The sequence below is a fragment of the Sphingobacterium sp. 1.A.5 genome, assembly GCF_002734235.1.
Lineage (GTDB): Bacteria > Bacteroidota > Bacteroidia > Sphingobacteriales > Sphingobacteriaceae > Sphingobacterium > Sphingobacterium daejeonense.
The window spans coordinates 42,410-68,546 of sequence record NZ_PEBA01000006.1 but is presented as its reverse complement, the minus strand read 5'-3'; the positions used below and the strand labels follow the sequence as shown (position 1 = coordinate 68,546).

Here is a 26,137-nt window from a genome sequence, read left to right as displayed (position 1 = left end):
AAGATGAGCTATGAATAAAAAAGAAGTTATGTCTTTTGTAAAGAGTCTGGGATCTAATTTGATTAAGAACAGTACTATTCAGAATGGGTTTAGCCATTCTGAAAAAGTTCTTGAAATTAAAAAGAATAAGCATTCAAACAATAAGTCGATACCAAAAAGAGTTTGGATTTATTGGGATAGCGTTGAGATGTCTCGTTTTATAAAAGCAATTATTGATAACAACAAAAAACGTAATCCGGAGTATGATTTTATTGTTCTCAATTCTGAGAATTTATTCGATTATATTCCAAGGGTGGATTTTCATTCAGATCTTTTGCCTGCGCATAAAGCTGATTATATAAGGCTAGTTTTATTGAATTTATACGGCGGGATTTGGCTTGATGCAACAACAGTATTGGTTTCGGATTTGAAATGGATTCATAAACATGAAACCTATTCCTATGATTTAGTTGGATATTATAGATCACAAAGTACAGTAAATTATGATTATCCGATTGTTGAGACTTGGTTTTTAGCTGCACCACAAGATAATGAATTTATAAAGTTGTGGTTGAAGTTGTTTGAACCAATTATTGAGTATGGTAGTGTGAGGTTTTTTGATCATTTGAAAAGTAGGACTGATTATAAAGTTCTCACGCAACAACTTTCAAACCCAAGTTACTTGATGTTGAACATCACGGAACAGATTGCAAGTAGAACCTTGAAAAATGTTAATATGTACTTAAAAAGGTGTGAGGATAGTGCCTTTTATATTCAAGAAAACTGTGGTTGGGATTTCAACAAAATAAATTATGTTTTGTGTCGACAAAACATTCCTTTAGAAGATTTTCCTATTCTAAAACTTACAGCTAAGGATAGGGAATTGATAAAATATTATGCAAGATGGAATTTGATAAGTGACAATAGTATTATTGGTCAACTAAGACAGTATTAAAATAAGATCGTAAATTAAGAGATATTTTTACCAGGTATGCAGAATAAATATAGTAATTATAGTAAAGAAGAATATGTGAAGGGGGATAGGATATTCTTTCCAGCGTTTTTTTCATTAGAAGGGATGATGGACTGGTTATTACAGACTGAAAAATTCTGGATTCGTAAGTTTTTGAAGGCGCTTCGTTCTGAGGAGTATTATACTTTTATTCGTCCCAATAAGGTTCTTAAGTTTTATTATCTGCGAAAGAAGAACAGGTTGGGAGTGAAGTTAGGATTTTTTATTCCTGCGGGATGCTTTGGTTTGGGTTTAAATCTTGCTCATTACGGCTCTGTGATAATTAATCCATTGGCACGCATAGGTGAAAATTGTACGATCCATGGTAACTGTTGTATTGGAAATTCTGGGGATGATTCCAATGGCTTACCGGTATTGGGAAACGGAATTGATATTGGCCAAGGAGCTCAAATTTTAGGAAATATTGAGATTGCCAACAACGTGAAAATTGGAGCTGGTTCTATTGTTTTAAAATCAGTTTTGGAGGAAGGAAAATCGGTCGTTGGAATTCCAGGTAAAATCGTCCAGAAATGAAAATAACTATTTGGAAAATTAAGTTTTCCACTCATATGGGTTAATATTAGTTTATGTTAATTTTTATAGTGATATCAGGTAAAAAAAAGGATGATTTAGTGAGGTTATATATTTAAGAAATTTAATATAATTGTCGATTATAAACATCGAACAATTATGGGATTTCAGAAAAATAACATAAAGAAAATATATGTCATAGATGATTTGTTTTACAAGATAAATCATGCTGGTTATAAAGCCAGGATTGATACAATGAGGATTTTGACCTCAGGTTTATCAAATTCAATTGTCTATGAATATTATAAGCAAAAATTACTTCCTGTAAAAAACAGGGTTCTTAGAGTCTCAAAGAGGAAGTATAAGGAGGTTTATAATTATTTTAATTTTTTAGTATTTTTAAAGAAGCGGGTAGAAACGGACTTATTGATTGTTACTTACCCGATTGAAACTAACTATAATATTGCAAAAAAGATTTATTCCGATTTAAGAGAATACAAGGAAAAATTAGGTTTCCGGCTAATTTTCATTGTTATTGATATTGATTCGATTAGACGTGATCATCAAACAAATTTGTTTGAGGAGGCAGAACGCTTAGGCATTGCTGACAAAGTAATAACTCATAATTCAAGGATGAGTGCTCTGTTGGCTGAGAAAGGTCTTGCGGAGGATCATTTGGGAGAATTGGAGATTTTCGATTACCTCTATGATTCTGAATTTAATATAGCTGAGATCAATTCTGAAATCAAAGGATATAACATTGTTTTTGCAGGCAATTTGGAAAAAGGAAAATCCGGGTTTCTATATAAATGGACTCCAAAGGTAAAGGTCGATTTATTGGGAATCAATTTAGATGACTCTATTGACAAAGGGATCTTTGATTATTTAGGGGAATTTGAATCTGGTACTGCTGTTTTAAACGATAGGGTTAACAGCTTTGGCTTAGTTTGGGATGGTCCGTCTGTAGAAACTTGTGAAGGGAACGTCGGGGAATACTTAAAGTATAGTAATCCTCACAAAGCATCCCTTTACGTTTCTCAAGGTATTCCAGTATTTGTATGGAAACATTCAGCAGTTAGCGATTTTGTTTCCAAAAACAATGTGGGGGTACTAATTGAGAAATTAGAGGATATCAATGTTGCCTTGTCGACTCTTAAGGAAGAAGATTTTTTGGAAATGAGAAACAATGCGATTTCTATATCTAGAAAAATGAGAAATGGTGAGTATTTAAAATCCGCTATTTTCTCATCTATAAAAGAAATCGATCATATAAGGAAAGAATAGATATCATGAGCTGAGAAAGCTTTCACTTATGATATCTAATATTTGAACGAAAGAAAAAAAGAGAATATGTTGGTATCATATGTATTACCTGCTTATAAAGCGAAGTTTTTAGACCAGGCAATTGAAAGCATTCTTAATCAAAGCTATAGTGATCTCGAATTGATCATTGTAGATGATGATTCACCTCAAAATTTATATGAAATAGTTTCAAATTATGATGATCCTCGGATTAGGTATTATAAAAATGAAGAGAATATTGGTGGGAAGGACCTTGTAGCACAGTGGAATAAATGTATTACGTATGCGAAGGGGGAATACTTGGTGTTGGCAGCAGATGATGATATTTACCATCAAGATTTTACAAAGGATTGTGTTGAATTGATCAATAAATATCCAGAAGTAGATTTGTTAAGATCCAGAATATCATTAATCGATGATTCAGGAAAGTTATTGGAGATAGATGGTTTTTTACCTGAGAGATGTAGTCAGGTTGAGTTTGTTTATAGTTGGGTTCGTGGAGCTACATATGTCTGTATCGGAAATTATATGTTCAAAACAAAAGCAATTCAAAAAGAACAATTTGATAAATTGCCATATGCATTTGGAACTGATACTATTACCACAGTAAAATTAGCAAAGAATGGGGTTGCCAGCACGAGTGAGATGTTATTTGATTTTAGGATTTCGGATATTCATCTTTCAAGTGATCGAACTAAATATGAAGAAAAGATCGGAGCAATAACTCAATTATATAAAATGGTGAATTCAATTAAATATACCACAACATCAGATCCAATTGAGGAATTTTGCTTGCAAAAAGTTCAATGGGATACACTTTATCAAAAATGTGTTTATGATTATTATAATGTGGCAGTTAAACATTTACCATTCAGCAAAATTGGTAAAATTGAAGACTGTACCTTATTGGAAAGGAAAGATAAATTGAAAATGTATGCGAGGTTTATTTTTGAAAAAATATTAAAAAAATAATAAAGTCTAACAGAAAAAATATGGATCCATACGTCCCCATCGTAGTCGCTTTTACAGAAAACTATTTTGTTCCTGCGATTACCTGTTTATCTTCGATTTTAAAAAATTCTGATTCAAAATATAAGTTTGAAGTAATTTGTTTGTTAACTAAAGATCTTCCAACAAATCTTCAGGAATTGTTAAACACTTTTTCGCCTGATCGAATGAAATTTAAATTCCTGAATTTAGATGGGGCATTGGAAGGTGTATATGTGGATGAACGGTATACTATTGCAGCCTCATTTAGGTTGTTGTTGCCAGATTTACTAAAAGAATACGACAAAATAATCTATACAGATTGTGATGTAATAATACAGAATGATCTAGGTAAGCTGTTTGAAACCGTAGAATTAAAGGACAATTATTTAGCTGCGGTCTACGAAGCCGCCCTAGATTCACAGATATCCTATTTAAATGAGATTGGTTGCAAGCCTGGATATTATTTTAACTCTGGATTTTTGATAATGAATCTCCAGCAAATGAGAGAAGATAACCTCACTCAAAAATTAATCGATGGATTAAAGGTACCTTATCTTCAATTTCCGGATCAGGATGTATTAAACATACACACTCAAGGACGAGTATCGCCTCTTAAACCAATTTATAATAGTATACGAACATTTTTTCTTCCTCAATTCAAACCTGAGTTTTTAAAACGCTATTCTGAAAAAGATTGGGAGGAAGTTCATGATCATGGTACTATTCATTATACGGGGGGGAAACCTTGGAATGAAATAACTGTTAAATTTGAAGTATGGTGGAAGTATTATTTCCAACTTCCTGCAGAAATAAAAGAAACTTGGAATGAAAAAGCAAAACTAAGTTGGTTGGGTAAAATGATGAATTTCCCAGTTTTAGGAAAATTAAGTCTTGGTGCAATACATATGTACCGAAAGATGAAATACGCAAATCCAAAATAATAGTATTCAACAAAAAAATTGAAGCTGTGATAGATAAAATTAAAAAGTTGCCACTTGTAAGTGATATTTGGGCATCTTATAGAAGTTCCAAGATTAAAAAGAAGCATAAAGAAGTTGCTTCATTTTGGCAACCTATAATTGATGATTACTATTCTGGAAAAATACAGAAGCTGGATTTAAAACCTAAAAAGGAATTAAAAACTGAAAAAATAATTTGGCAATATTGGGGACAAGGCGTAGATCAAAAAGATCTTCCTCAAGTAGTGAATGTTTGTTTTAAATCTGTCGATTATTTCAAAGAAGATTATTTAGTAATTAGGGTAGATGACAGTAATTTTTCTGAGTATATAGATTTACCTGATTATGTTCTTGAAAAATTGTCCGAAGGTACTTTTAAACGAACATTCTTTTCAGATTTATTAAGGTTGGCCTTGCTTACCTGTTACGGGGGAGTATGGTTGGATGCTACTATTCTGTTAACTGGACCATTAAACGCCAATTTTGCTGAGATGCCTTATTTTATGTTCCAGAGGGATCCAAATGAAACTAATAAAAAGCGTTGGGAAAATAGCTATTCTTATTATTGGGGATGGGGTAAAGATTTTAAAGTCAATGTGTTGAACAGTATTATCTATGCTGAAAAAGGAAATCCTTTAATATATGATATGTTTCAATTGATAAACTATTACTGGAAAACTCAAACAGATATTATAGACTATTTTTTCTTCCAAGTATTATACAATGAACTTGTTGAAGGAAAACTGAAAGATCAGAAATGTGTTATTGAGAGTGACGTTAATCCACATTTATTACAAACAAAATTTAACGGGGTTGAGGGTTTAAAGAGTTATAAAGAGGTTTTAAAACTAACAAATACTCATAAAATGTCTTACTTCAAAGAAGAGGGTATGAACAGATTCAATGCTTTCGTACAGGAAGAACTACAGCCAATACTATAAACATTTATGAAACATGCTTTCCTAATAATTGCTCATCACGAATTTAATATTTTATCCATCTTGGTTGATCTACTGGATGACCCAAGAAACGATATTTTCATACATATTGATAAAAAAGTAGGTTCGCTGCCCACAATCGAGTGCAAACATTCCCGATTAAAATTTATTTCTGACCAAAACCGTATTGATGTAAGATGGGGCGACATAACTCAGATCGAAGCAGAGTTTGCTTTATTTGAGTTAGCGAAACAAAATGGTCCTTACCAATATTATCATATGATTTCAGGGGTGCATTTGCCTTTGGTAAATCAAGATGAATTTCATTCTTTTTTCAATTCATTTCCTAAATCGCAGGTTTTTTCACCGATGCCATCTGATCCTAATGAATTAGAACGAAAAGGTAATAAAATGAATTTTGGCATGAAGACTTTTTCAAAAAGCAGATTTTCACAGATTTTATGGAGGTTGGGTATTAAGGTTCAGGAAATCTTGGATCTAAAGATAAATAAAGATCGAACTTTTATTAAAGCCTCAAATTGGGTAAGTATTTCAGAAGATGCAGTCGATTACCTATTAAACAAAAAGAAAGAAATTCTTAATAGATATAAGCTTTCGATGTGTGGAGATGAGCTATTTGTTCCTACAGAATTAACCTATGCGAACAAGAATTGGAACTTAATGTATTCTGAAAGATTGCTTTTGCACCATGTAGGAGATGCTAATTCCACTGTTATTACTTCTGAAGATTTAAATTTGATTGACAACTCCAATTTCTTGTTTGGTAGAAAGTTTAGTTCATCAGATATGGATGTTGTTCATCATATTCAGCAAAAAGTAAAATCCAATTTATGAAGCATGCATATTTAATTCTTGCACACAACGAATTTGAAGTGTTAAGGAAGTTGCTTTTGGCTTTAGACGACGAAAGGAATGATGTTTATATTCATTTCGATTCTAAAGTTGGTAAAATACCGGATTTACAACTAAAGCATGCCCGCCTTTATATAATTAAAGATAGAATTGATGTAAAATGGGGAGATGTAACGGTTATGGAAGCTGAGCTCAATTTATTCGAAGCAGCAAATAAAAACGGTCCTTATGATTACTATCATTTGTTATCTGGTGTAGATATGCCAATTAAATCACAGGATTACATTCATGAGTTTTTCTTAAAGAATAAAAGGAAGGAATTTATAGGATATTATCAAGGAGATATTACCAATGAAATCGATAGAAAAGTACAGAAAATTCATTTGTTCTCGGAATCTTTTAGAACAGATGAAGGGCTATTAAACTTTTCTAAAAGAATTATTCGTTCCGGTTTTTTAAAATTTCAAGACCTAATTCACTACAAGCGGAATAAGGATATTTCGTTTAAAAAAGGTACCCAATGGCTCAGTATAACTGATGGCTTGGTAAAATTAATATTGAAAGAAAAAGATAATATTTTAAAAACCTACAGCAATAGTTTCTGTTGTGATGAAATTGTTGTTCAAACTATATGTTGGAATTCTGAATTCAAGAATAATATTTTTGATTTAAATGACGAAGGTAGAGGTTGTATGAGGGAGATTAGGTGGGAAAATAATGTCATAAGAGATTGGACTGAAAAGGATTACGATTATTTAATTCATTCGGACAAATTGTTTGCAAGGAAATTTAATTCAAAGAGTATCAGTGCTGTAGATAAAATTCTACAGTATGTTCATGTAAATAAAACTTAGTTTTGTACTTAACAAACATGGATAAAAAAGAGCTAGTTTCGATCATCGTCCCAGTATATAATGCTGAGAAAACATTGTACATATGTTTAGATTCTTTAAAAGATCAAACTTATAAGAATTTGCAGATCATATTTGTGAACGATTCGAGTAGCGATAATAGCTTAAATGTGCTAAACCAATTTAAGGAAGACTCCGGTTATCAAGTTGATATCATAAGCCACGAAAGAAATAGAGGGGTTGCTGCAGCTCGTAATACAGGATTAAATGCCGTAAGAGGAGAATTCATTTATTTCGTTGATGCCGATGATGCCATCGACAAGAACACTATCGAGGAAAGCTTAGATCTAGCAATAAAATCTAATCTGGATATAGTTGGATTTAGTTGGTACCTGACATTTGAGAAAAATGAACGTAAAATGCATCAACCAAGTTTTTCTTCACCATTTGGGGCCATTGAAAACATGATGCAAGGTACCATGCGCTGGAACTTATGGTTGTTTTTATTTAAAGCCTCCTTATTCAAAGAAAATGATATCAAGTTTATAGAAGGTAAGAATATGGGAGAGGACTTGATGGTAGCAATAAAATTGTTTTCTAAAGCAGAAAGAGTAGGGTACCTAGACCGACATTTTTATCATTATGGACAGAGTAATACATCATCATTGACAAAAACGTATTCCGACAGTCATATTGAGCAGGTTACTGCAAATGTAATGGAAGTCGAAAAATATTTAAAAAGCAGTGTTTTTTCGAATAAGATAGGTAACTTAATAGACTATTTAAAGCTTAATATAAAGCTACCATTATTAATATCTGAAAAAAAATCGCAATATAATAAGTGGTTGAATTGGTTTCCTGAATCAAATTCCTATGTAATGGAGAATAAGGCACTACCGATTCGTACCAGATTGCTGCAGCTTGCAGCAGTCAAAAAACAATTTTGGCTTGTAAAACTTTATAATAAAGTCGTTTTACGTTTAGTATACGGTGTGTTATATAAATAGTTATCAGAATATATGATTCGTTTATTACTCTATATATCCGTTGGAATTGCAGTAAGTTTTTATTTGTTTCCAATTTCATTTACCTTCCTGCCATCGCTCAATACAAAAATGATATTAGCAGTATTGGGAGCAATGTTTGCAGGTTTAAATTGGTTACGTGAAGGTGAAATAAAAATTTCAAAAGGATTCTTATTATCTGTCGTTCTAGCATTATTGTTTTCATTTATAAGCTTTTATTCAACAGATATAAATAAAACGACTGATTATGCCTATGCTACTTATATCACAAGTTTTGCCGTTTGGTACTTTGGAGCATATGCTATTTGTACTTTTATAAAAGCTGTCCATGGCCAATTGGATTTTAAGTTGTTTACTTTTTATGCTACTGCAATCTGTGTTTTTCAATGTGCTGCCGCTTTATTAATTGATAATATCCCAAGTTTTAAAATATTGGTTGATAGCTATGTATCGCAAGGACAAGAGTTTTTTGAAGAAGTGGATAGGTTATATGGTATTGGAGCTGCATTGGATCCGGCAGGAGTAAGGTTTTCCATTGTCTTGTTAATGATCACAGCAGTATTGAACAATGATGAAGAGGTAAGGAATAACGGATGGGCTATAAGTCTATTATTGATTTCGTTCTTTTTTATTGCAATCATTGGAAATGCAATTTCCAGAACAACCGTCATTGGATTAGGAAGTTCTTTAGCTTATTTTATTGTCGGATCTAGTGTTTTTAAGCGAGCGGTTCAAAATTATTCCTCCAAACTTAGTCTCTTATTTGGTTTTTTTCTAGTAGTTGCAATAGGTTTATCCATTTATTTATATCAAACAAATGCTGAATTCTATGATCAAATGAGGTTCGCATTTGAGGGATTTTTCAACTACGTTGAACATGGAGAATGGCGAACTGACTCAACGGATAAACTTAATAGAGAAATGTGGATCTGGCCTCAAGATCAACAAACATGGTTAATAGGGTCTGGTTTGTTTGATAACTATGTCTATAGTACCGATATTGGTTACTGCCGATTTATATTGTATTGTGGCTTGATTGGCTTTTCTGTCTTTGCGTTACTGTTTGTCGTAAATGCATTGGTATTTATGAGACGTCATCAACAATATTGGATGTTCTTTATGATATTGTTGGCATTTACCTTTGTAATATGGCTTAAAGTAGCAACAGATATCTTTTTTATTTATGCAGTATTCTATTGTATAGATTCTTTAAAAGTCACAGAAAGTACAGTCGAAAACGAAGAAGTTTATGAAAATAGTGTATTGCATCCTAGGTACATTTAACTCAGGAGGTATGGAGCGTGTATTGGCCAATAAAGCCAATTATCTCGCAAAACTTGGTCACGAAATCACAATAATAACTACCGATCAACAAAACCGTAAACCCTACTTTAACCTGGATGAATCCATAAAACAAATAGATCTAGGTATAAATTATACAGGAAATAACAATTCAGGATTGTTCAAAAAATTAGTTGACTATCCCAAAAAGCAATCCCAACATAAAAAATTACTAAAAGATCTTTTATTCAAAATAAAGCCTGACATCACTGTATCACTATTTGATCATGAAGTCACTTTGTTGCCAAATATCCATGACGGGAGTAAAAAAATCGTTGAGATTCATTTTTCAAGGTTTAAAAGGATGCAATATGGTAGAAAGGGTATTTGGAAGATAATTGACAAAATAAGAAGTAACAATGACCTAAAAACAGTCAAGAAATATAACAAGTTTGTTGTATTAACTGAAGAAGATAAGTCCTACTGGGGCGATCTAGATAACATTGCTGTGATTCCAAATGCCAATAGTTTTAAGATTAGTGAGCCAAGTAATTTAAATTCTAAAAATGTTATCGCTGTTGGACGATACGATTATCAAAAACGCTTTGAGGATCTGATAGATATTTGGGCAATCGTTCATCAAGAAGATCCTGAATGGCATCTTAATATTTTTGGTAAAGGACCTGAGAAGGATGTTCTCCAAAAAATGATCGATAGATTAAATTTAAATGATTCAATTACCCTTAGGGAGCCTGTGAGAAATATAGATGAACAATATCTAGATAGCTCTATGATCGTAATGACTTCGCGATACGAAGGTTTGCCAATGGCGCTATTAGAAGGTCAGGTAGCTGGTTTGCCATTGATTTCTTACACATGTAAATGTGGACCTAGAGACATAATTTCTGAAGGTGTAAATGGCTTTCTCTTAGAAGAAGGTGATAAATCAGGCTTTGCAAAAAGAGTTATTGAGTTAATCCGAAATGATAATTTACGTAAAGAATTTGGTGAAAAATCTTTCCAATTGTCAAATAACTTCTCTGAGGAAAAAATTATGCAAAAATGGCTGGAATTATTTGATGAATCCTTAAGTAAATAATATGAAGACTATTGTTATTTCTGCTGTTAATTTAGTTGAAGCTGGTACCTTAGAAATACTCAAAGATTGCTTGAGGTTTTTATCTGAATATAGTGTAAAAAATAATTATAAAGTAATAGCAATAGTTCATAAAAAAGAGCTTGCAGAATTTCCTAATGTCGAATATATTGAAACACAATGGCCAAAGAAAAGATGGACGAATAGGCTTTGGTATGAATATGTATCAATGGATAAAATATCTAAAGAATTAGGGGATGTTTATCTATGGTTTTCGTTACATGACACCTCGCCGAATGTGCAAGCTGAACGAAGAGCAGTATATTGCCATAATTCATTTTCATTTTATAAATGGAAACTTCATGATTTAGTATTTGCTCCAAAAATTGCGTTATTCGCCATATTTACAAAATTTATTTACCAAACTAATATTCGAAAAAACAATTTTCTGGTAGTCCAACAAGAATGGTTCAGAGAAGGTTTAAGTAAAATGTTTGGAATTAATCCGCGTAAAATAATTGTATCAAGGCCTAAAATTTCAGATGCTGTTCCGGAAAATAAGTCAATCTCTAAGTCTGATAATCTCTACCATTTTTTATTTGCAGGATCTCCTAATAGCCATAAAAATTTTGAGGTCATATGCCAAGCAGCTAAAATTCTAGTAGAGGAATACAACATTGATAACTTCAAAGTTTCTATTACCGTAAAAGGCACAGAAAATAAATACGCCCAATGGTTAAAAAGAAATTGGGGCACTATTGATAATATTGATTTTATGGGATTTATCCCTAAGTCAAAACTTATCGAGTTTTATTCCACTACAGATTGTTTAATCTATTCTTCAAAAGTTGAGTCTTGGGGTTTGCCAATTTCAGAATTCAGTAAATATGAGCGTCCCATGTTGTTGGCAGATCTTCCGTATGCTCACGAAACAGCAGAAGGTAGTATGAAAACAGCTTATTTTAATCCGGACAAACCTGCTGAATTGGCTAAAATGATGGCAAATTTAATCAAGGGAGACGAGACGTTCTTATCTAAACAAGCAGTTAAAGAGTTAGCAGAACCAAAAGCTGAGAATTGGGAAGAGTTATTTAATATGTTATTGAAGTAAAATACAAATAAAGGAAAAGCAAACATGAAAGTTCTACAAGTGGGCAAATTTTATCCGATCCGCGGAGGTGTTGAGAAAGTTGAATATGATCTAATGTTAGGACTTTCTAATCAGGGGGTTCGTTGCGATATGTTATGTGCTTCCACGGAAGATCATCCTGAGGCTACGATTCATTTAAATGAGTTTGCATCGATGTTTGTAATGCCAACACAGATCAATGCTGCAGCAACCAAATTGGCTCCCAAGATGATCATGAAATTGAGAAAGATTGCTAAGGATTATGATATCATCCATATTCATCACCCTGATCCAATGGCTTGCTTGGCTTTATTTCTGACCAATTTCAAAGGAAAAGTTGTCCTTCATTGGCATAGTGATATTTTAAAACAAAAGACTTTGTTAAGATTGTACAAACCATTGCAGGATTGGCTCATTAAGCGAGCTGATATCATTGTGGGAACAACACCAGTATATGTCCAACAATCTAAATTCTTGCGTTCTGTACAGAATAAAGTCGATTATATTCCAATTGGTGTCGATGTTGACCAAAAATTATCCCCTATAAAAGAGTCAGTTAAGGCTGAATATCTAAATAAAAAAATTATATTTTCATTAGGTCGATTAGTTGAATATAAAGGCTATGAATATTTAATTAAATCAGCAAAATATCTTGATGATTCATATCAGATATTAATAGGAGGGAAAGGCCCTTTGAAGGATGAATTGCAGCAATTAATAGACAGCAATAATTTATCTGAAAGGGTTAAATTGTTGGGTTTTATGACTGACGAAGAAGTTACAGGGTATTATCAGGCTTGTGATTTGTTTTGTTTAAGTTCTATTTTAAAGACAGAGGCATTCGCTATTGTCCAAATTGAAGCTATGGGATATGGTAAACCCATTGTTTCCACGAAGATTCCTGAATCGGGTGTAAGTTGGGTCAATAAGGATGGAGTATCTGGGTTGACTGTTGACATCTGTGATGAGCACGCTTTAGCTGATGCTTTTAAGCAGATATTCGGTAAAGAAGATGTCTACAAAAATCTCTCAAATGGAAGCAAAAATCGCTATTTAGAGCATTTTACGCGACAAAAAATGGTAGATAAATGTTTACAAATATATAATAAGATTTTAGCGTGATATAACCAATCCATAATTTTGCCTTAACATTGTAAAAGCGGTATTTATTGCTGTTCAACAAAAAAAATAATATTTGATTCTGAGTTCTTACACATTCTTGCTAAATTATCATTATAATAATAGACCTTAAGTTATGGATCGACCCATCACAAATAAAAGTTATAAAGTTCCTAATCAGATGTTTTTTGAAATCATCGAGTCTGAGCTCAAAACTGGAAAGTCTGTTAAATTTAATGTTGCCGGGAACAGTATGTTGCCTTTTTTAAAAGATTCTGACCAAGTTGTAATCAAACAACCTAATCTTTCAGATGTTAAAATAGGAGATATATTACTAGTTAAATACGAGGGCAAGTTTATCTTGCATCGTTTGGTAAAGATATCTAATGGTGAATATTATTTAGCTGGAGACGGAAATCTTGACCAGATCGAGCGAGTTTCAGAAGCAGATGTCTTGGCACTGGTGGTTAAAGGTTTCAGGGGTAAAAAAGAATTGAAGGTTAATAATAAATTAAATAAAAGATTGGGTCTTGTTTGGTATTACATCAGGCCATTAAGGTATCTGATTAATAAGTTTTAAAGAGGATTTATAATGAGATTAAGAGAAGATTTGCAACTTAGAAAATTAGGCGAGGATTTTATAATTATCGATCCAGGTCAAGAAATGGTAGATATGTCTAAGGTTTTCACACTAAACGAAACTGCAGCTTTTCTTTGGGAAGAATTACTTCATAAGGAATTCAATGAATCAAATATAGTTGAATTGCTGATCGAGAATTACGAAGTTGACGAAAACACTGCTCAAGCAGATGCATTGAAATTAATCTCGGAATTTAAAAAAGGCGGTCTTATATCGGTTTAGAAATGCTACAAGATAGGATAACTAGTATATTTTTCTTCTTGCTAAAAACCGGATTATGGAAGGATTCAAATGGTGAATCAAACTTATTTCCATTAACTAACCGTGAATGGAATGAAATCTTTAAAACAAGTATTGCTCAAACTGTAGAATGTTTAATTTTTGATGGTATTCAAAAATTAAAGGTTGAAAACCAACCACCAAAAGCTTTGTTGTTGAATTGGGCAGTGAGAGTAGAAAAACATGCTCAAAGGAATGAAGTTATGAATGCAACGATTTTAAAATTACATTCATTATTTGAGGTCGAGCATAATATACCGATGACCCTTTTGAAAGGTCAAGGTATCGCAAAATGTTATGACAATCCTTTAAGGCGAATTTGTGGGGATATTGATTTATTCTTTAAAAATAAATCTGATTATAACCAAGCATTTTCAATTATTAACAAGAGGGGTTTGGAGATCAATCCGATGGCTGGATTTAGTGCTGAATATAAGTTTGATGGGTTTGAAGTTGAACATCATGAAAAAATGATTGACATTCATAATCCATTTGTATTTAAAACATTGAATAAGATAAGAAAGGATGAGGAAAACAAATCCACATTTTTAAATATCTCAGGTAGTTCTATAAGATTACCATCAGCAGTGGAAACAATTATTCAAGCTAATGCACATATATTAAAACATTTATTATCATTTGGAATAGGTATTAGGCAGCTTTGTGATTCAGCGAGAATTTATTCTTTCTATCATGAAGAATTGAAAAACACTGATTTAAAGTCAATTTATTCGAAATTGGGAATTAAAAAATGGATTGATATGTTGCATCAATTATTGGTGAAGTATTTAGGACTTGATGAGTCTTTTTTACCTTATCCTCTTGAATCTAAAATAAACTCAGATTGGATGATGCAAGATATTTTGGTTGCAGGCAATTTTGGATTCCATAATGAGAATTTTAAACAGAGAGAAAGTGAATTAAAGGGAGAAAGAGCGGACAAGAAACGTAGGATCTGGCAAAGCTTTGTAAAATATGTCAGAGTAACTCCATCAGAAGCTATTTGGTTTCCATTAATGCAGTATTATTCTAGGATAAAAAAGTAAAATATTGTTTTCAGGGATAACATATCAGGTTAAATGGGCTTGGGAACAGGCTAAAGAATATAAAAGCGAATTAATTTTGTTTTTTATCCTTGAAATAATTGCAATAGCGTGTTCTTTATATTTCGTGATATGGTCTAAGCATGCCATCGACTATGCCATAAGTGGCGATAAAAATTCTGTTGATAAAGCATTGGTCCTGACTGTTCTGTTTATTGTTGCTGGACTGGTATTTAAAGCCTGGGGAGCCTGGATCAATGAACGGACTAGAGCTAAAATGCTGATTTCATTGCAGAATAAGCTTATCAAGATTCAGATGCTATCCAGATGGAAAGTCATCAAGAATTGGCATACTGGGGACATGCAAATAAGGATAAATAATGATGCTAATGAAATAGTACAAATGATAGGTAATTCATTTATTACTTTTTTCATTACCGTTATTAAACTTGTTGCTTCTTTTGCTCTATTGTGGTCTATGGATCCTATGTTGGCTCTATTGATCTTAGCAATTTCACCCTTGTTTATTTTTACTAAGATATATTTCAAAAAACTTAGAGCAATAAACAGATCGTTGAAAGCTGCAGAATCAAACTTGGGAAAAGTTGTTCAAGAGAATTTGAGATTCAGAATGGCTTTACGTGCTTTGGGTCTACAAAATTTCAGATGGAGAAAAGTAGAAGATAGCCAATCGGATATCTATAATTTAAAGATGAAATTGTTGAATTTTTCAACCGTTTCTCAGAGTTCTTTGAAGTTCTTAATTAATGTAGGCTTTTTATTGACCTTTATTTGGGGAGTTTACAAGTTGAGGTCAGACGAGATAACATTTGGTACCATGACAGCTTTCCTACAATTGGTAGGTAGGATACAAGGGCCATTATTGTTATTAATGAGTTTTGTGCCTGTTTTCATAAAATTCAGGACTGCAGTTGAAAGGATTGAGGAGGTTTTCAAAACTGAGGTTGAAGATGAGTATGTCCCTGAATTTATAAATGATCCGAATGAATTGGTCATTAAAAACTTGAGTTTCAAATATGAAGATAATTTGGTTATCAATGATTTTAATCTTCGAGTTAAAGTAGGTGAACCTACTGCAATAATTGGCTCAAGTGGGAAGGGTAAGACTACATTAATCAGATTGTTATTGTCATTAATAGAACCTAATAGAGGTGAAATTTATGTGAAAGCAGAAGGGAAGACTGTTCCCATTACGCACAACCATAGGGTAAACATTGCATATGTGCCTCAAGGTGACAAATTGTTTTCTGGCAGCATCAAGGAAAATATCATGACAGACACTGAAAATGTTAGCCCAGAGAAAATATATGAAGTATTGTATTTGAGCTGTTCAGAGTTTGTGTATGAATTGCCAGAAGGTTTGAATACGATTGTAGGAGAATCTGGTTATGGACTGTCTGAAGGTCAGGCGCAAAGAATAGCTCTAGCCAGAGCTTTGATGAAAGAAAATAGTATCTGGTTATTTGATGAAGTGACATCAGCACTGGATCAAAAAACAGCTGAAACATTGATCGAACGACTAATGTCTGCAGCTAAGAATAAAATTGTAATTTTTGTTACGCATGATTTGAGATTAGCTGATAAATGTAGCCAATCTGTTTATATGCAATAATTAGCACTAAGAATACTTACACTAATAAATGACAATTGTAGACTATTTAGTAGCAGATAATTTGATCAGAATATCTTTTGATGAATCTATTGATTTATTAAATAGTTTGCCTTCATTCAAAGATTTTAAAGTTGAAACAAACTTGAATAATGAAGCTATCGTAAATATAGAATTAACATTAAAGCCTGCTGATATCAATTTATCTGAAGCAAAATTGTTGAGCGATGTTTCGATTGTATGGGGCGATAGATTTAAGTTTGAGGAGATTACAAACTTTTATGTAACATCAGTGGAGAATTTAAACTCAAGGGAATCTGATGTTTGGAGAATGATTAGTGATAAAGAATTTAAGGAGTCAAAAATTCATGTCAAGCGTGCTGAACTTTATGATTCGAATATTTTAAGTTGGATGATTATGGTTGCTTTCGGGCAAAGGGTATTGTCAAATAATACTGCTCTTATACATTCATCAGTGGTTGAAAATGGTGAATATGCTGTTTCCTTTTTAGGAAAAAGTGGAACCGGTAAAAGTACACATAGTCGATTGTGGATAAGCACAAATGAGGGATTTAATCTTTTGAATGATGATAATCCTGCTGTACGGATTGAAGGTGATGATGTATTTATTTATGGAACACCTTGGAGTGGGAAAACAGCTTGTTATATTAATAAAAAAAGAAAACTGATGTCAATAATTCGATTGACACAGGCGAAAGAGAATAAAATGGATTGGAAAAATAAAGGAGTTGAATCATTGTTAGCATTATTGCCAAGTTTCACAGCCATTAGATGGAATCAAACCATTTTTTCATCCATGCTAAGTGTTTTGGAAAACATTATCCAACGTGTTTCTGTTGGTCAATTATATTGCCTTCCGAATCCGGAGGCAGCAGAACTTTGTTATAACGAAATTATAAAAGTAAATAAACTTGAAGATGAATAGATTAATTATCAGCCTAATTGCAATGGCAATGTTGACCCTTAGCTCTTGCGTAGTTTCAAAAAAGGTTACCTACCTAGAAAATATGGTCGTTGATTCCTTGTACAAGATGCAAGATATTCCAGAACTAAAGATTCAGAAATATGATCGGTTAAGTATCACGATCAGTTCTAAAACTCCTGAATTGGCAGCGCCATTTAACCCTGATGGAGGAATTTACAATGTTGGGGATAATGGAGAAATTACCACATCGGGTGCCGGTGGTGGTACAACCGAAAAAGGATATATGGTAGACCGTAATGGAAATATTGACTTTCCTGTATTGGGCAATATTCCTGCAGAAGGGAAAACAGTTGATGAGCTAAAGAAATTTATTTACGATAGATTAATAAATGAAAACCTTATCAACTCACCTTTAGTGAGAATAGAATTACTAAATCTAAAAGTGATGATGATGGGTGAGGTTGGATCAAAAGGTATTATTAATGTTCAAGATGGTCAAATGTCTTTACTTGAAGCCATAACCAGAAGTGGTGGTTTAACTAACAATGCACTAACAGAAGAAATTACAGTTATTAGAGAGGAAAACGGATATAGAAAAATGTATGTAAGTAATATTGAAGATGTTAATTTCTTTAACTCTCCAACTTATTACTTAAAACAAAATGATATCGTGTATGTAAAACCAAGATCTGCTGTGCCTTCTCCTAGAGAAGATTTAACGTGGAGATACATTGGTTTTGCAACTGGTTTATTAACATTGGGAGTAGGCCTAGTAGCTTTATTTAATAGAAACTAAGAATAAATGGTAAATCATTCAATGAGTAAACCTTTTCAAGGAAAAGGAAAACAGGACCAATCCCTTCATGTATTGGATATCTTAAGATATCTATTGTCTAACTGGAAATGGTTCTTATTATCTATTCTACTTTTTGGTGGATATTATTACTATCAATACAGCAAAACTCCTTTTCTATATAAGAAAGATCAAACTGTAATGATCAAAACCGCTAATAATTCCATTAGTGCTTCAAGAATTACAAGACCAAATAACTTTTATAATTTTGTTAATGTTAATAGTGAGATTTTACAATTGAGATCTCAAGAACTTATGCGCAATACCATAAGTTTATTAAATGCTGATGTTAGTTATGGTCGAAAAGATGGATTAAGAAGTGTCGAACTTTATAAAACTTCACCATTCATCGTTAGATTTATAAATGTTCCTTCTAGTGCAGGCTTTTCATTTAATTTAAAATATAAAGGTAATAACCAGGTTGAACTATCAGGTTTTTCTAATGATGAGCTGGCTAAACCTATAATCGTTAAATTAAATGCTGAAACCAAAACTCCTGTTGGGAATGTTATAATTTCTGCAAATCCTGATAAAAAGTTCAGGGTTAATTTGACAGAAGACATTACAATCACTAAAACTCCAATCAATGCGATGGTTGGTTATTTCCTTGGGAATCTAAAGATAACCCAAATGGAAGATGTGGAAGTTCTTCAAATGACTATGGAAGATACTTCTCCGATGAGGGCAGAGGAGATGATCTCAAAATTAATTGAGGTCTACAATGAAATGACAGTTCAGGACAAGAAGAAAATTGCCAACAATACTGCAAATTTCATCAATGACAGGTTAGTAATTATTGAAAAGGAATTGAGTAGTGTTGAATCAGATCTTGAAGGTATGAAGACTCAAAACCAAGGTCTTGATGTTAAATCTGCTGGAGAACAATACTGGACAGAGTCTAGAGGATATCAAAGTTCAAGCAAAGAATTAGGTACTCAAATGAAATTGGTGGAGATCATGCGTCAAAGACTGAGTGATCCAAGTAGGGTAGATGATTTAATTCCTAGTAATACTGGTTTGGTCGATGGTAGTATTGAAGAAATCATTGCTGAATACAACACCTTATTATTAAGAAGAAATAGGTTAATGAGCGGTAATAGTTCTGAAAACCCTATAGTTCAAGACTTGAATAATGCGTTGACTCAGGTTAGACAGAATATAGCTCGTGCTATCGACAATGTAATTTCTGGTTTAAGAATCAGAATGAGCAATTTGAGAGATGAAGAAAATGCGGCAATCGGTAAAGCTCGTAGTTTGCCTTCAAAACAAAGGATTATGTTGTCCGCTGAGCGTCAACAAAAAGTAATCGAAGAACTTTATATTTTCTTGTTGAACAAACGTGAAGAAAACGCAATCAACAGGGAAATGACAGATGATAATATCCGTGTTATCGATTCTGCATCAGGTTCTGATTTGCCTTTCTATCCTAGTAAGTTCAAAAAAATCGCTTTAGGTGTTGCAATTGGTATTGCAGTTCCTGCCGCTATCTTGCTTTTGATGTTGTTACTAAATACGAAAGTTAGAAACCGTAAAGATGTTGAAGATGCAATCAGTGTTCCTTTCGTTGGAGAGATTCCATTCTCGACAGAGATGAAAAGCGCAAAAAGTGAAATTGTTATAAAAGAACAAGGCGTGGATGAAGTAACTGAAGCCTTCAGGATTTTCAGAACCAACTTAAGCTTCATGTCTTCTGGAGATAAATCACAAAAGGTTATCACATTTACATCATTTAATGTTGGAGCTGGAAAGACACTCTCGGTTATCAATTTAGGGGTGAGTATGACGTTCCTTAAGAAGAAAGTTGTATTAGTGGATTTAGATTTAAGAAAAGGTACGCTGAGTAATATTACTAAATTCCCAATGCCAATTGGTGTGACTCACTATTTATCTGATAGTGCAGTAACTATAGACGAGATTATTTATAAAGATAGGGTAGACGCTGATATTGATATTATTCCTATTGGTGTAATTGCACCTAATCCTGTTGAATTATTGTTGAGTGAAAGATTGGATAATCTGATTGCTGAACTTAAAGAAAGATATGACTATATTATCGTTGATAATGTTCCTTTGGGAATTGTTGCTGATGCTGATATTGTAAACAGAATTACAGATGTCACGATTTTTGTAGTTCGTGCAGGAAAAATGGATAGACGCCAATTACCAGAAATTCAAAAAATTTACGATTCTGGTTCACTTACAAATATGGCTATCGTCTTAAATGGTGTTAAATTTGGAAATACTGGTTATGGTAGTTATGGATACGGATATGGAGGTTATGGATATGGTTATGGCTACGGGTATGGGGCACAAAAGAAAAAAGGTTTCTTCTCTAAATTATTTGGAAGAAATTAATCCTCACTAATAAATAAAAGCGCCTTGCAAAATATTTGCAAGGCGCTTTTTTATGTGTTTTTGTGGATCTTTTCAATGGAATCTATAAATTTCTCTAATTTTTCATTTTGCTTCTTAGCGACCTTAGGTTTTAAATAAAACCAAACGAAAGCAACCCATCCAAAAGTGAGCACATAGGCAATTACTGCTGTTTTGATGTCCATTTTCAAACTAACTTCGTACATGTAAAATAGAAGCCCTAAGCTCAGAAGGATAAAATAAATGTTGATGAAGTTTCTTTGTATATCTTTTTGCTTTTTCTGAATAGCAATTAAAGCATCCAAGTATCCTTTACTATCAATACTCTTATCTAATTCATTAAACGATTTATAAAATTGGTTAAACTTAAAGAGTGAGATTGATATAGCTGCAATTATTAAGGACATTCCGATTTTCGGAAATACGGTATCTGCTTTATAGAGAACCCAAATTGAAATTATTACCAATGCTGTTATTGTTAAACTAATATTAGAAATAACTTTTTTCTTATTTGAGGCCTTTTTATAATAATGAATACGATTGATTAAATCATCGTAATCAGAAGATTTTGTAGGTTGCTTTTTCCAGATTCTAGATAGATCCAATTCGTTACTTTCCATGATTCTTAAATTTTTGGGTTAATTTTTCTTTAATCCTGTGAATTTTCACTCTAACATTACTATCAGATAAACCAACAATTTTGGAAATCTCACTTTGTTTTATTCCTTCTAGTTCCAATGATATAATAATTCTATCTAACTCCGGAAATTCTGAGATGTAGTGATATAGCATTTTTATTTCCTCATCAAGAGTTTCCTCGTTAACTTCGACTAGATTGTCGCTCAGTTCTTCAGAATATATTTTTTTGTTGTTTTTGATTTGGCTAAGGCATGTATTGGTAGCTATCCTAAAAATCCAAGTCCCTATATTTGCTTCATTTCTGAAAGTAGAAAGCTTTTCCCAAACGGTAATGAATGTTTCTTGAGCTAAATCTTTCGCTTGGTCGGAGTCATTCACATAACCCATACACAAGCGGAAGATTTTGTCCCAATAGATTTCATATAGCTTATTAAACTCCATTATTTAATGAAGTTAAGTAATTGTTGCATATACCAATCTTTCGAATCGAACATAATAAAATGTAAGCTTTGATCAGCATATTGAATATCTGCGGTTTTTAAACTCGAGTATTGTTGTTCTATCATCGGTTTAATATGGGAGAAACCGCTATTTAAAAGAATTAATGCAGGACAAGTAATTTTCTTTATATCTTCTCGGACGTCAATATTGCTGAAGTCGCAATATATTTTAGCAAAAGTGGATCTATCTGATTTTAATGTCCAGTTAAGAACTAAATTTTGTTTTGCTGAATCTGATACCATTGATGCTACACCTTGTTTTTGCATTGCTAAAAATTGTGCATCAGTTATATTTTTAAATTGCTCCACCATTTGAGAGCAGTCAATATTTGGATTTGATTTAAATGCTGGATTATTTAGGGCTACCAAACACGGAACTGCATCAACCACAATTATTTTACTAATTATATCTGGTGAAGTAGCTGCAATATCCATTGCCATTACTCCACCTAAACTATGACCAATTATTATAGGATTACTTATATTTTCTTTTTTGATAAATTCAATGATTTGATCTCTCCACCCTTTAAAGGTTGGATTGGCTTGAGCAGGGACACCGGCAAAACCAGGCATCGTTAAAATATAACTCGTATAATCATTGCCTAATTCTTTTTGACTTTCATTCCATACTTCTCCAGATGAGGCAAATCCAGGAATGAATATAATATTCTTTTTGCCCTGACCAATTTTATCGACTTTGAAAGGAAATTCTGATGTTTGTGATTTTGATGAAGAAACCATCGCTACAATAGCCACAATAGTTAGTATAATGTTTTTCAAGTTCATAAGAAATTATGTTTTGTGTTTCCTTTAGATACAAACTCGAATAAAATGTTACAGATTTTTTTGAATAAATCTGTTAATTAATTTGTTGGGGCTATAATGTTCTGATTTACAGTGGGTAAATATTATTTTGAGTTTAATGCTTTTCAGCAATAAAATTTGATAATAAAAACATGATAAAGGTCAATTCTTGAATATTTGGATTTCTTTTAAATCCAAAAGTCTTCTTTAAAGTAGCTAAGGCTTTTGATCTAGCAAAGTAAATGCTGTTAGCTGTGATTCCTAATTCTTTAGAAATCTCATCAGTTTCTTTCTGCTCAAAATATGTCATACGAACAATTTCCGCTTGCTGCTTTGGAAGTTTATTAACTTCTTCTACAATTAGCTTTATAAGTTCGATTTGGATCATTTTAGTAAGTATATCTTCATTGGGGCAAATTAATTCATCTAAAAATTCGTCATCATGAACATATTTATTACGAATTAGATTAGCTTGATCCAGACAGGCATTTTTTGTTGAAATATATAGAAAAGCTTTAATATTGGCTTCTGTAGAAATTTTATCTCTACCCAACCATAACTTTACAAATGAATCTGAAACAATTTCTTCAGCCAATAACTTATCCTTAACTATGCGGAAAGCAAAGTATCGAAGAGCAGAGCCATGGATTTTGATATAATGATTTAGTCCATCCTCGTGTCCAGTAATTAAGGCCATTAAATGTGGATTGAGCGAATTCACTATTTGGTTTATGGTTTAAGTTTAACTGTGTTATTGAAATATAAATTTAAAAGTTATAATCCATATTACCTAGTATTTAAAAAACTAGAGCTATATCGGTCTGATTTTAGAGATATAGCTCAGTTTTATAATAAGAATCCTTAAATTAAATTCTCAACTTGTTTTGAAGCCTTACTCCTTTGGGCAGCTTCCATAAATTGGAATATTTCAATTGTTTCTTCAGGAGGTACCGGTGGTTTACCAGTATCAAAAAATGTTAGGATTTCAGCAACTAAAGGTCCATAGCCAGCAAAAGGTCCTAATTGGGAGATTCCAGTTTCTCCAAAAGCTATACCAGCAATATTAGATGCACCTTTTCTAATCCCCCGTACAGATCCTATTCGCCCATCTTTCCATATTCCAACAACCTGTTCGAAATCGGGATGATAAGCTCTAAATACTTCTTTACAACCTGTCCCCATTACTGTAAACAACATTTCAATACCATGGATCATATACCAAGCCTGGTCAATATGGTTTGGTTCAATTTCGGCTGGGGTATATACATCAGCGCCAAGAACTTTTCCGATTTTACCACTTTTTACTTCTCTAACAAGTTGGTCATACCGTAATGAAGAAGAGGAAAATAAGGGTACATTCTTTTTAGCTGCCAATTCAAATATTTCTTTTACTTTATCTAAATTCTCAGCCATTGGCTTATCTATAAATAAAGGTTTTTTAGCGTTTATTACCTTGGTAGCTTGTTCTAAATGAACTCTGCCGTCGTTTGATTCTAACAAAATAAAATCAACCTTCTTTAATAATTGATCTATTGAATCAACTATTTCAACCCCCATTTTTTGAACAGCGTCGATTATTCCTTGTTTCATGCCTAAAGCTGAAGGGATATCTTTACTTCCATGTGGATAGGCAGCAATTACACGATAGCCTCTGTCTTTCAAACTTCCTTCATTAATATCTTTGGTAAACATTTCACTATGAGATGTATCCAAACCAATGATGCCAATTTTTTTGAAAGACTGTTCTGCAAACAAAGGCAATGAATTTACAGATAGGGCAGCCGTAGTAACTCCAACTATGCCCAAATTCTGAATGAATTCTCTTCTATTTGTTTTTTTCATAATATTAAACTTTTGGCATGTCAGGCAGGCTGAAGCCATTGTGATATGTATGTTTTATCCATTCATTTGCAGCCTCTTTAGCATTTAATTCCACAAATTGTCTGTTAAATCTTGGATCTCCATCAATTACACTGAACTCGTCTACCGAAACTATTTTTAGAATATCTGAATCATTGATATTGGTGAATTGCATGTTTTCTCCATCCCACAATAAATCTCTGTAAAGACCCTGTAGTCTTACCGCAAGAACTCCCATCACGACCATTTCATTAAAAGGTCCAGAAAACCCAAAATTCGAACTCGCTTCTTTTCTGTTTCTTGAAGATTCTTTTGCTGCTCTGATCCAATCTTGTTCATGGGCATTTGTGTTCCAGATATCACCATTTCCTCCCGGTACTCTCGGAATCCAAGGCGTCGGTTGGGTAAAATGATTCATCTCTGTGACAGGTAGTAGGGTAGGATTCATACCATAACATCCAGTCATAATTTTACCTTTCTTGCCTACGAAAATTATTCCTCCATTGGAATCACCCATCATTTGGCCAGGAGCTAGTTCGGCAGGTCTTTCAGGTAATAATCCTCCATCGTACCAATAAACTTTTACTTCTGGCATATTCACCTGGCCTTTTTTCTCACGAGCTGGGAATGTATATTGAACCATTTGAGCATGTGGAGGTGAATAAAGATTGCTTAGCGTGGAGGAACCATTTACCTTTGTAGGATATTTTAAGTCTAAGGCCCAATATATAGGATCCATGATGTGGCAAGCCATATCTCCTAATGCACCTGTTCCAAAATCCCACCAACCACGCCAATTCCATGGCGTGTAAACACTATTATACGGCCTGTTTTCCGCAGGACCAATAAACAGATCCCAATCCAGAGTTTCAGGAATTGGCATACCTTCTTTTGGTTTCATTAACCCTTGTGGCCAAATAGGCCTATCAGTCCAGCAATGGACTTCATAGACCTCGCCAATTGCATCAGATTGAATCCATTCTGCTATTTGTCGACACCAATCAAACGAGTTGCCCTGATTCCCCATTTGAGTAGCAACTTTATGTTTTTTTGCAAGGTTTGTTAATAAACGAGATTCATAAACGGAATGTGTTAAAGGCTTTTGAGTATAGCAATGCTTGCCCAAAGTCATTGCATGTGCCGATACTACTGCATGGGTGTGATCTGGCGTAGCAACCATAACAGCATCAATAGATTTGCCCATCTTATCAAACATTTCTCTCCAGTCTTTGAATTTCTTCGCTTTTGGATAATCATCAAATGTTTTTTGAGCATACTTCCAGTCAACATCACATAAAGCGACAATGTTTTCAGTGTTCATATTAGAAAGATTGCGTCTTCCCATACCACCAACACCAATTCCTGCAATGTTGAGTTTATCACTTGGTGCAACATATCCTAAAGATTTTCCAAGTACATTGCTTGAAACTATTGTAAATCCTGCTACCGTAGCACTATTTTTTAAAAATTTTCTTCTGTCCATAA

At 33.1% G+C, this 26,137-nt stretch carries 26 protein-coding genes; 20 read left to right on the top strand and 6 right to left on the bottom strand.

The genetic code is table 11. The features are described 5' to 3' along the window. Positions 1-10: 10 nt before the first annotated feature. The 20 genes from CRT24_RS04905 (at position 11) to CRT24_RS04810 (ending at position 20,831) form a co-directional block, all read left to right on the top strand. Positions 11-934, top strand: coding sequence for a glycosyltransferase family 32 protein (locus CRT24_RS04905; RefSeq protein ID WP_099370136.1), 924 nt, complete (start codon positions 11-13; stop codon positions 932-934). 36 nt (positions 935-970) lie between these two features. Continuing rightward, positions 971-1,525: a serine O-acetyltransferase gene (locus CRT24_RS04900; protein ID WP_099370135.1), complete on the top strand. Its 555-nt coding sequence runs from the start codon at positions 971-973 to the stop codon at positions 1,523-1,525. 156 nt (positions 1,526-1,681) lie between these two features. Beyond that, positions 1,682-2,806 (top strand): hypothetical protein, encoded by a 1,125-nt coding sequence (locus CRT24_RS04895; RefSeq protein WP_099370134.1) that lies wholly within the window; start codon positions 1,682-1,684, stop codon positions 2,804-2,806. Positions 2,807-2,872: 66 nt separating this feature from the next. Further along, positions 2,873-3,796, top strand: coding sequence for a glycosyltransferase family A protein (locus CRT24_RS04890; protein WP_099370133.1), 924 nt, complete (start codon positions 2,873-2,875; stop codon positions 3,794-3,796). 20 nt (positions 3,797-3,816) lie between these two features. After that, positions 3,817-4,755 (top strand): glycosyltransferase family 8 protein, encoded by a 939-nt coding sequence (locus tag CRT24_RS04885; protein ID WP_099370132.1) that lies wholly within the window; start codon positions 3,817-3,819, stop codon positions 4,753-4,755. A gap of 26 nt (positions 4,756-4,781) precedes the next feature. Next, the gene (locus tag CRT24_RS04880; RefSeq protein WP_218962576.1) at positions 4,782-5,714 is read left to right on the top strand and encodes a capsular polysaccharide synthesis protein; all 933 of its coding nucleotides are present in this window, start codon (positions 4,782-4,784) and stop codon (positions 5,712-5,714) included. 6 nt (positions 5,715-5,720) lie between these two features. Then, positions 5,721-6,566: a beta-1,6-N-acetylglucosaminyltransferase gene (locus tag CRT24_RS04875; protein ID WP_099370130.1), complete on the top strand. Its 846-nt coding sequence runs from the start codon at positions 5,721-5,723 to the stop codon at positions 6,564-6,566. Next, the gene (locus tag CRT24_RS04870; protein WP_099370129.1) at positions 6,563-7,438 is read left to right on the top strand and encodes a beta-1,6-N-acetylglucosaminyltransferase; all 876 of its coding nucleotides are present in this window, start codon (positions 6,563-6,565) and stop codon (positions 7,436-7,438) included. Before CRT24_RS04875 ends, CRT24_RS04870 begins: the two co-directional genes overlap by 4 nt. Positions 7,439-7,455: 17 nt before the next feature. Further along, on the top strand, positions 7,456-8,442 hold the full coding sequence (locus CRT24_RS04865) for a glycosyltransferase family 2 protein (RefSeq protein WP_099370128.1): 987 nt from the start codon (positions 7,456-7,458) through the stop codon (positions 8,440-8,442). A 12-nt stretch (positions 8,443-8,454) separates the two neighbouring features. Next, a complete protein-coding gene (locus CRT24_RS04860; RefSeq protein WP_099370127.1) occupies positions 8,455-9,744 on the top strand; it encodes a hypothetical protein in 1,290 nt (429 codons plus the stop codon). Beyond that, on the top strand, positions 9,710-10,840 hold the full coding sequence (locus CRT24_RS04855; RefSeq protein ID WP_099370126.1) for a glycosyltransferase family 4 protein: 1,131 nt from the start codon (positions 9,710-9,712) through the stop codon (positions 10,838-10,840). The genes CRT24_RS04860 and CRT24_RS04855 overlap by 35 nt, the downstream gene beginning before the upstream one ends. Position 10,841: 1 nt before the next feature. After that, a complete protein-coding gene (locus CRT24_RS04850; protein ID WP_099370125.1) occupies positions 10,842-11,948 on the top strand; it encodes a glycosyltransferase in 1,107 nt (368 codons plus the stop codon). A 24-nt stretch (positions 11,949-11,972) separates the two neighbouring features. Further along, positions 11,973-13,088, top strand: coding sequence for a glycosyltransferase (locus CRT24_RS04845; RefSeq protein WP_099370124.1), 1,116 nt, complete (start codon positions 11,973-11,975; stop codon positions 13,086-13,088). Positions 13,089-13,221: 133 nt separating this feature from the next. Beyond that, on the top strand, positions 13,222-13,665 hold the full coding sequence (locus tag CRT24_RS04840) for a S24/S26 family peptidase (protein WP_099370123.1): 444 nt from the start codon (positions 13,222-13,224) through the stop codon (positions 13,663-13,665). Positions 13,666-13,677: 12 nt separating this feature from the next. Beyond that, the gene (locus tag CRT24_RS04835; RefSeq protein ID WP_099370122.1) at positions 13,678-13,947 is read left to right on the top strand and encodes a PqqD family protein; all 270 of its coding nucleotides are present in this window, start codon (positions 13,678-13,680) and stop codon (positions 13,945-13,947) included. Between the two features lie 2 nt (positions 13,948-13,949). Further along, positions 13,950-15,050, top strand: coding sequence for a nucleotidyltransferase family protein (locus CRT24_RS04830; protein ID WP_099370121.1), 1,101 nt, complete (start codon positions 13,950-13,952; stop codon positions 15,048-15,050). Between the two features lie 4 nt (positions 15,051-15,054). Further along, entirely contained in the window at positions 15,055-16,680 is a 1,626-nt protein-coding gene (locus tag CRT24_RS04825; RefSeq protein WP_099370120.1) for an ABC transporter ATP-binding protein, read from the top strand. A gap of 28 nt (positions 16,681-16,708) precedes the next feature. Continuing rightward, a complete protein-coding gene (locus tag CRT24_RS04820) occupies positions 16,709-17,623 on the top strand; it encodes a hypothetical protein (protein ID WP_099370119.1) in 915 nt (304 codons plus the stop codon). After that, a complete protein-coding gene (locus CRT24_RS04815) occupies positions 17,616-18,419 on the top strand; it encodes a polysaccharide biosynthesis/export family protein (RefSeq protein WP_099370118.1) in 804 nt (267 codons plus the stop codon). The genes CRT24_RS04820 and CRT24_RS04815 overlap by 8 nt, the downstream gene beginning before the upstream one ends. Before the next feature lie 6 nt (positions 18,420-18,425). Continuing rightward, positions 18,426-20,831, top strand: a complete 2,406-nt coding sequence (locus tag CRT24_RS04810; RefSeq protein WP_099370117.1) for a polysaccharide biosynthesis tyrosine autokinase — start codon at positions 18,426-18,428, stop codon at positions 20,829-20,831. Positions 20,832-20,881: 50 nt separating this feature from the next. Here the strand turns inward: CRT24_RS04810 and CRT24_RS04805 are convergent, their stop codons facing one another. From CRT24_RS04805 to CRT24_RS04780, 6 genes are all read right to left on the bottom strand, one after another. Next, positions 20,882-21,469: a hypothetical protein gene (locus tag CRT24_RS04805; RefSeq protein WP_099370116.1), complete on the bottom strand. Its 588-nt coding sequence runs from the start codon at positions 21,467-21,469 to the stop codon at positions 20,882-20,884. Continuing rightward, positions 21,459-21,929, bottom strand: a complete 471-nt coding sequence (locus tag CRT24_RS04800; protein ID WP_099370115.1) for an RNA polymerase sigma factor — start codon at positions 21,927-21,929, stop codon at positions 21,459-21,461. Before CRT24_RS04800 ends, CRT24_RS04805 begins: the two co-directional genes overlap by 11 nt. Further along, positions 21,929-22,774 (bottom strand): alpha/beta fold hydrolase, encoded by an 846-nt coding sequence (locus CRT24_RS04795; RefSeq protein WP_099370114.1) that lies wholly within the window; start codon positions 22,772-22,774, stop codon positions 21,929-21,931. Before CRT24_RS04795 ends, CRT24_RS04800 begins: the two co-directional genes overlap by 1 nt. A 133-nt stretch (positions 22,775-22,907) precedes the next feature. Beyond that, the gene (locus CRT24_RS04790) at positions 22,908-23,489 is read right to left on the bottom strand and encodes an RNA polymerase sigma factor (RefSeq protein WP_099370113.1); all 582 of its coding nucleotides are present in this window, start codon (positions 23,487-23,489) and stop codon (positions 22,908-22,910) included. 164 nt (positions 23,490-23,653) lie between these two features. Beyond that, on the bottom strand, positions 23,654-24,634 hold the full coding sequence (locus tag CRT24_RS04785) for a Gfo/Idh/MocA family protein (protein ID WP_099370112.1): 981 nt from the start codon (positions 24,632-24,634) through the stop codon (positions 23,654-23,656). A gap of 4 nt (positions 24,635-24,638) precedes the next feature. Continuing rightward, positions 24,639-26,135: a Gfo/Idh/MocA family protein gene (locus tag CRT24_RS04780; RefSeq protein WP_099370111.1), complete on the bottom strand. Its 1,497-nt coding sequence runs from the start codon at positions 26,133-26,135 to the stop codon at positions 24,639-24,641. Positions 26,136-26,137: the final 2 nt, after the last annotated feature.

Coding starts and splice junctions, on each gene's coding strand:
- CRT24_RS04805 (WP_099370116.1), bottom strand. CDS start 21,469: ATGGAAAGTAACGAATTGGATCTATCTAGAATCTGGAAAAAGCAACCT.
- CRT24_RS04865 (WP_099370128.1), top strand. CDS start 7,456: ATGGATAAAAAAGAGCTAGTTTCGATCATCGTCCCAGTATATAATGCT.
- CRT24_RS04860 (WP_099370127.1), top strand. CDS start 8,455: ATGATTCGTTTATTACTCTATATATCCGTTGGAATTGCAGTAAGTTTT.
- CRT24_RS04845 (WP_099370124.1), top strand. CDS start 11,973: ATGAAAGTTCTACAAGTGGGCAAATTTTATCCGATCCGCGGAGGTGTT.
- CRT24_RS04830 (WP_099370121.1), top strand. CDS start 13,950: ATGCTACAAGATAGGATAACTAGTATATTTTTCTTCTTGCTAAAAACC.
- CRT24_RS04835 (WP_099370122.1), top strand. CDS start 13,678: ATGAGATTAAGAGAAGATTTGCAACTTAGAAAATTAGGCGAGGATTTT.
- CRT24_RS04785 (WP_099370112.1), bottom strand. CDS start 24,634: ATGAAAAAAACAAATAGAAGAGAATTCATTCAGAATTTGGGCATAGTT.
- CRT24_RS04790 (WP_099370113.1), bottom strand. CDS start 23,489: ATGGCCTTAATTACTGGACACGAGGATGGACTAAATCATTATATCAAA.
- CRT24_RS04795 (WP_099370114.1), bottom strand. CDS start 22,774: ATGAACTTGAAAAACATTATACTAACTATTGTGGCTATTGTAGCGATG.
- CRT24_RS04885 (WP_099370132.1), top strand. CDS start 3,817: ATGGATCCATACGTCCCCATCGTAGTCGCTTTTACAGAAAACTATTTT.
- CRT24_RS04875 (WP_099370130.1), top strand. CDS start 5,721: ATGAAACATGCTTTCCTAATAATTGCTCATCACGAATTTAATATTTTA.
- CRT24_RS04895 (WP_099370134.1), top strand. CDS start 1,682: ATGGGATTTCAGAAAAATAACATAAAGAAAATATATGTCATAGATGAT.
- CRT24_RS04905 (WP_099370136.1), top strand. CDS start 11: ATGAATAAAAAAGAAGTTATGTCTTTTGTAAAGAGTCTGGGATCTAAT.
- CRT24_RS04800 (WP_099370115.1), bottom strand. CDS start 21,929: ATGGAGTTTAATAAGCTATATGAAATCTATTGGGACAAAATCTTCCGC.
- CRT24_RS04810 (WP_099370117.1), top strand. CDS start 18,426: ATGGTAAATCATTCAATGAGTAAACCTTTTCAAGGAAAAGGAAAACAG.
- CRT24_RS04890 (WP_099370133.1), top strand. CDS start 2,873: ATGTTGGTATCATATGTATTACCTGCTTATAAAGCGAAGTTTTTAGAC.
- CRT24_RS04870 (WP_099370129.1), top strand. CDS start 6,563: ATGAAGCATGCATATTTAATTCTTGCACACAACGAATTTGAAGTGTTA.
- CRT24_RS04855 (WP_099370126.1), top strand. CDS start 9,710: ATGAAAATAGTGTATTGCATCCTAGGTACATTTAACTCAGGAGGTATG.
- CRT24_RS04850 (WP_099370125.1), top strand. CDS start 10,842: ATGAAGACTATTGTTATTTCTGCTGTTAATTTAGTTGAAGCTGGTACC.
- CRT24_RS04815 (WP_099370118.1), top strand. CDS start 17,616: ATGAATAGATTAATTATCAGCCTAATTGCAATGGCAATGTTGACCCTT.
- CRT24_RS04900 (WP_099370135.1), top strand. CDS start 971: ATGCAGAATAAATATAGTAATTATAGTAAAGAAGAATATGTGAAGGGG.
- CRT24_RS04840 (WP_099370123.1), top strand. CDS start 13,222: ATGGATCGACCCATCACAAATAAAAGTTATAAAGTTCCTAATCAGATG.
- CRT24_RS04780 (WP_099370111.1), bottom strand. CDS start 26,135: ATGGACAGAAGAAAATTTTTAAAAAATAGTGCTACGGTAGCAGGATTT.
- CRT24_RS04820 (WP_099370119.1), top strand. CDS start 16,709: ATGACAATTGTAGACTATTTAGTAGCAGATAATTTGATCAGAATATCT.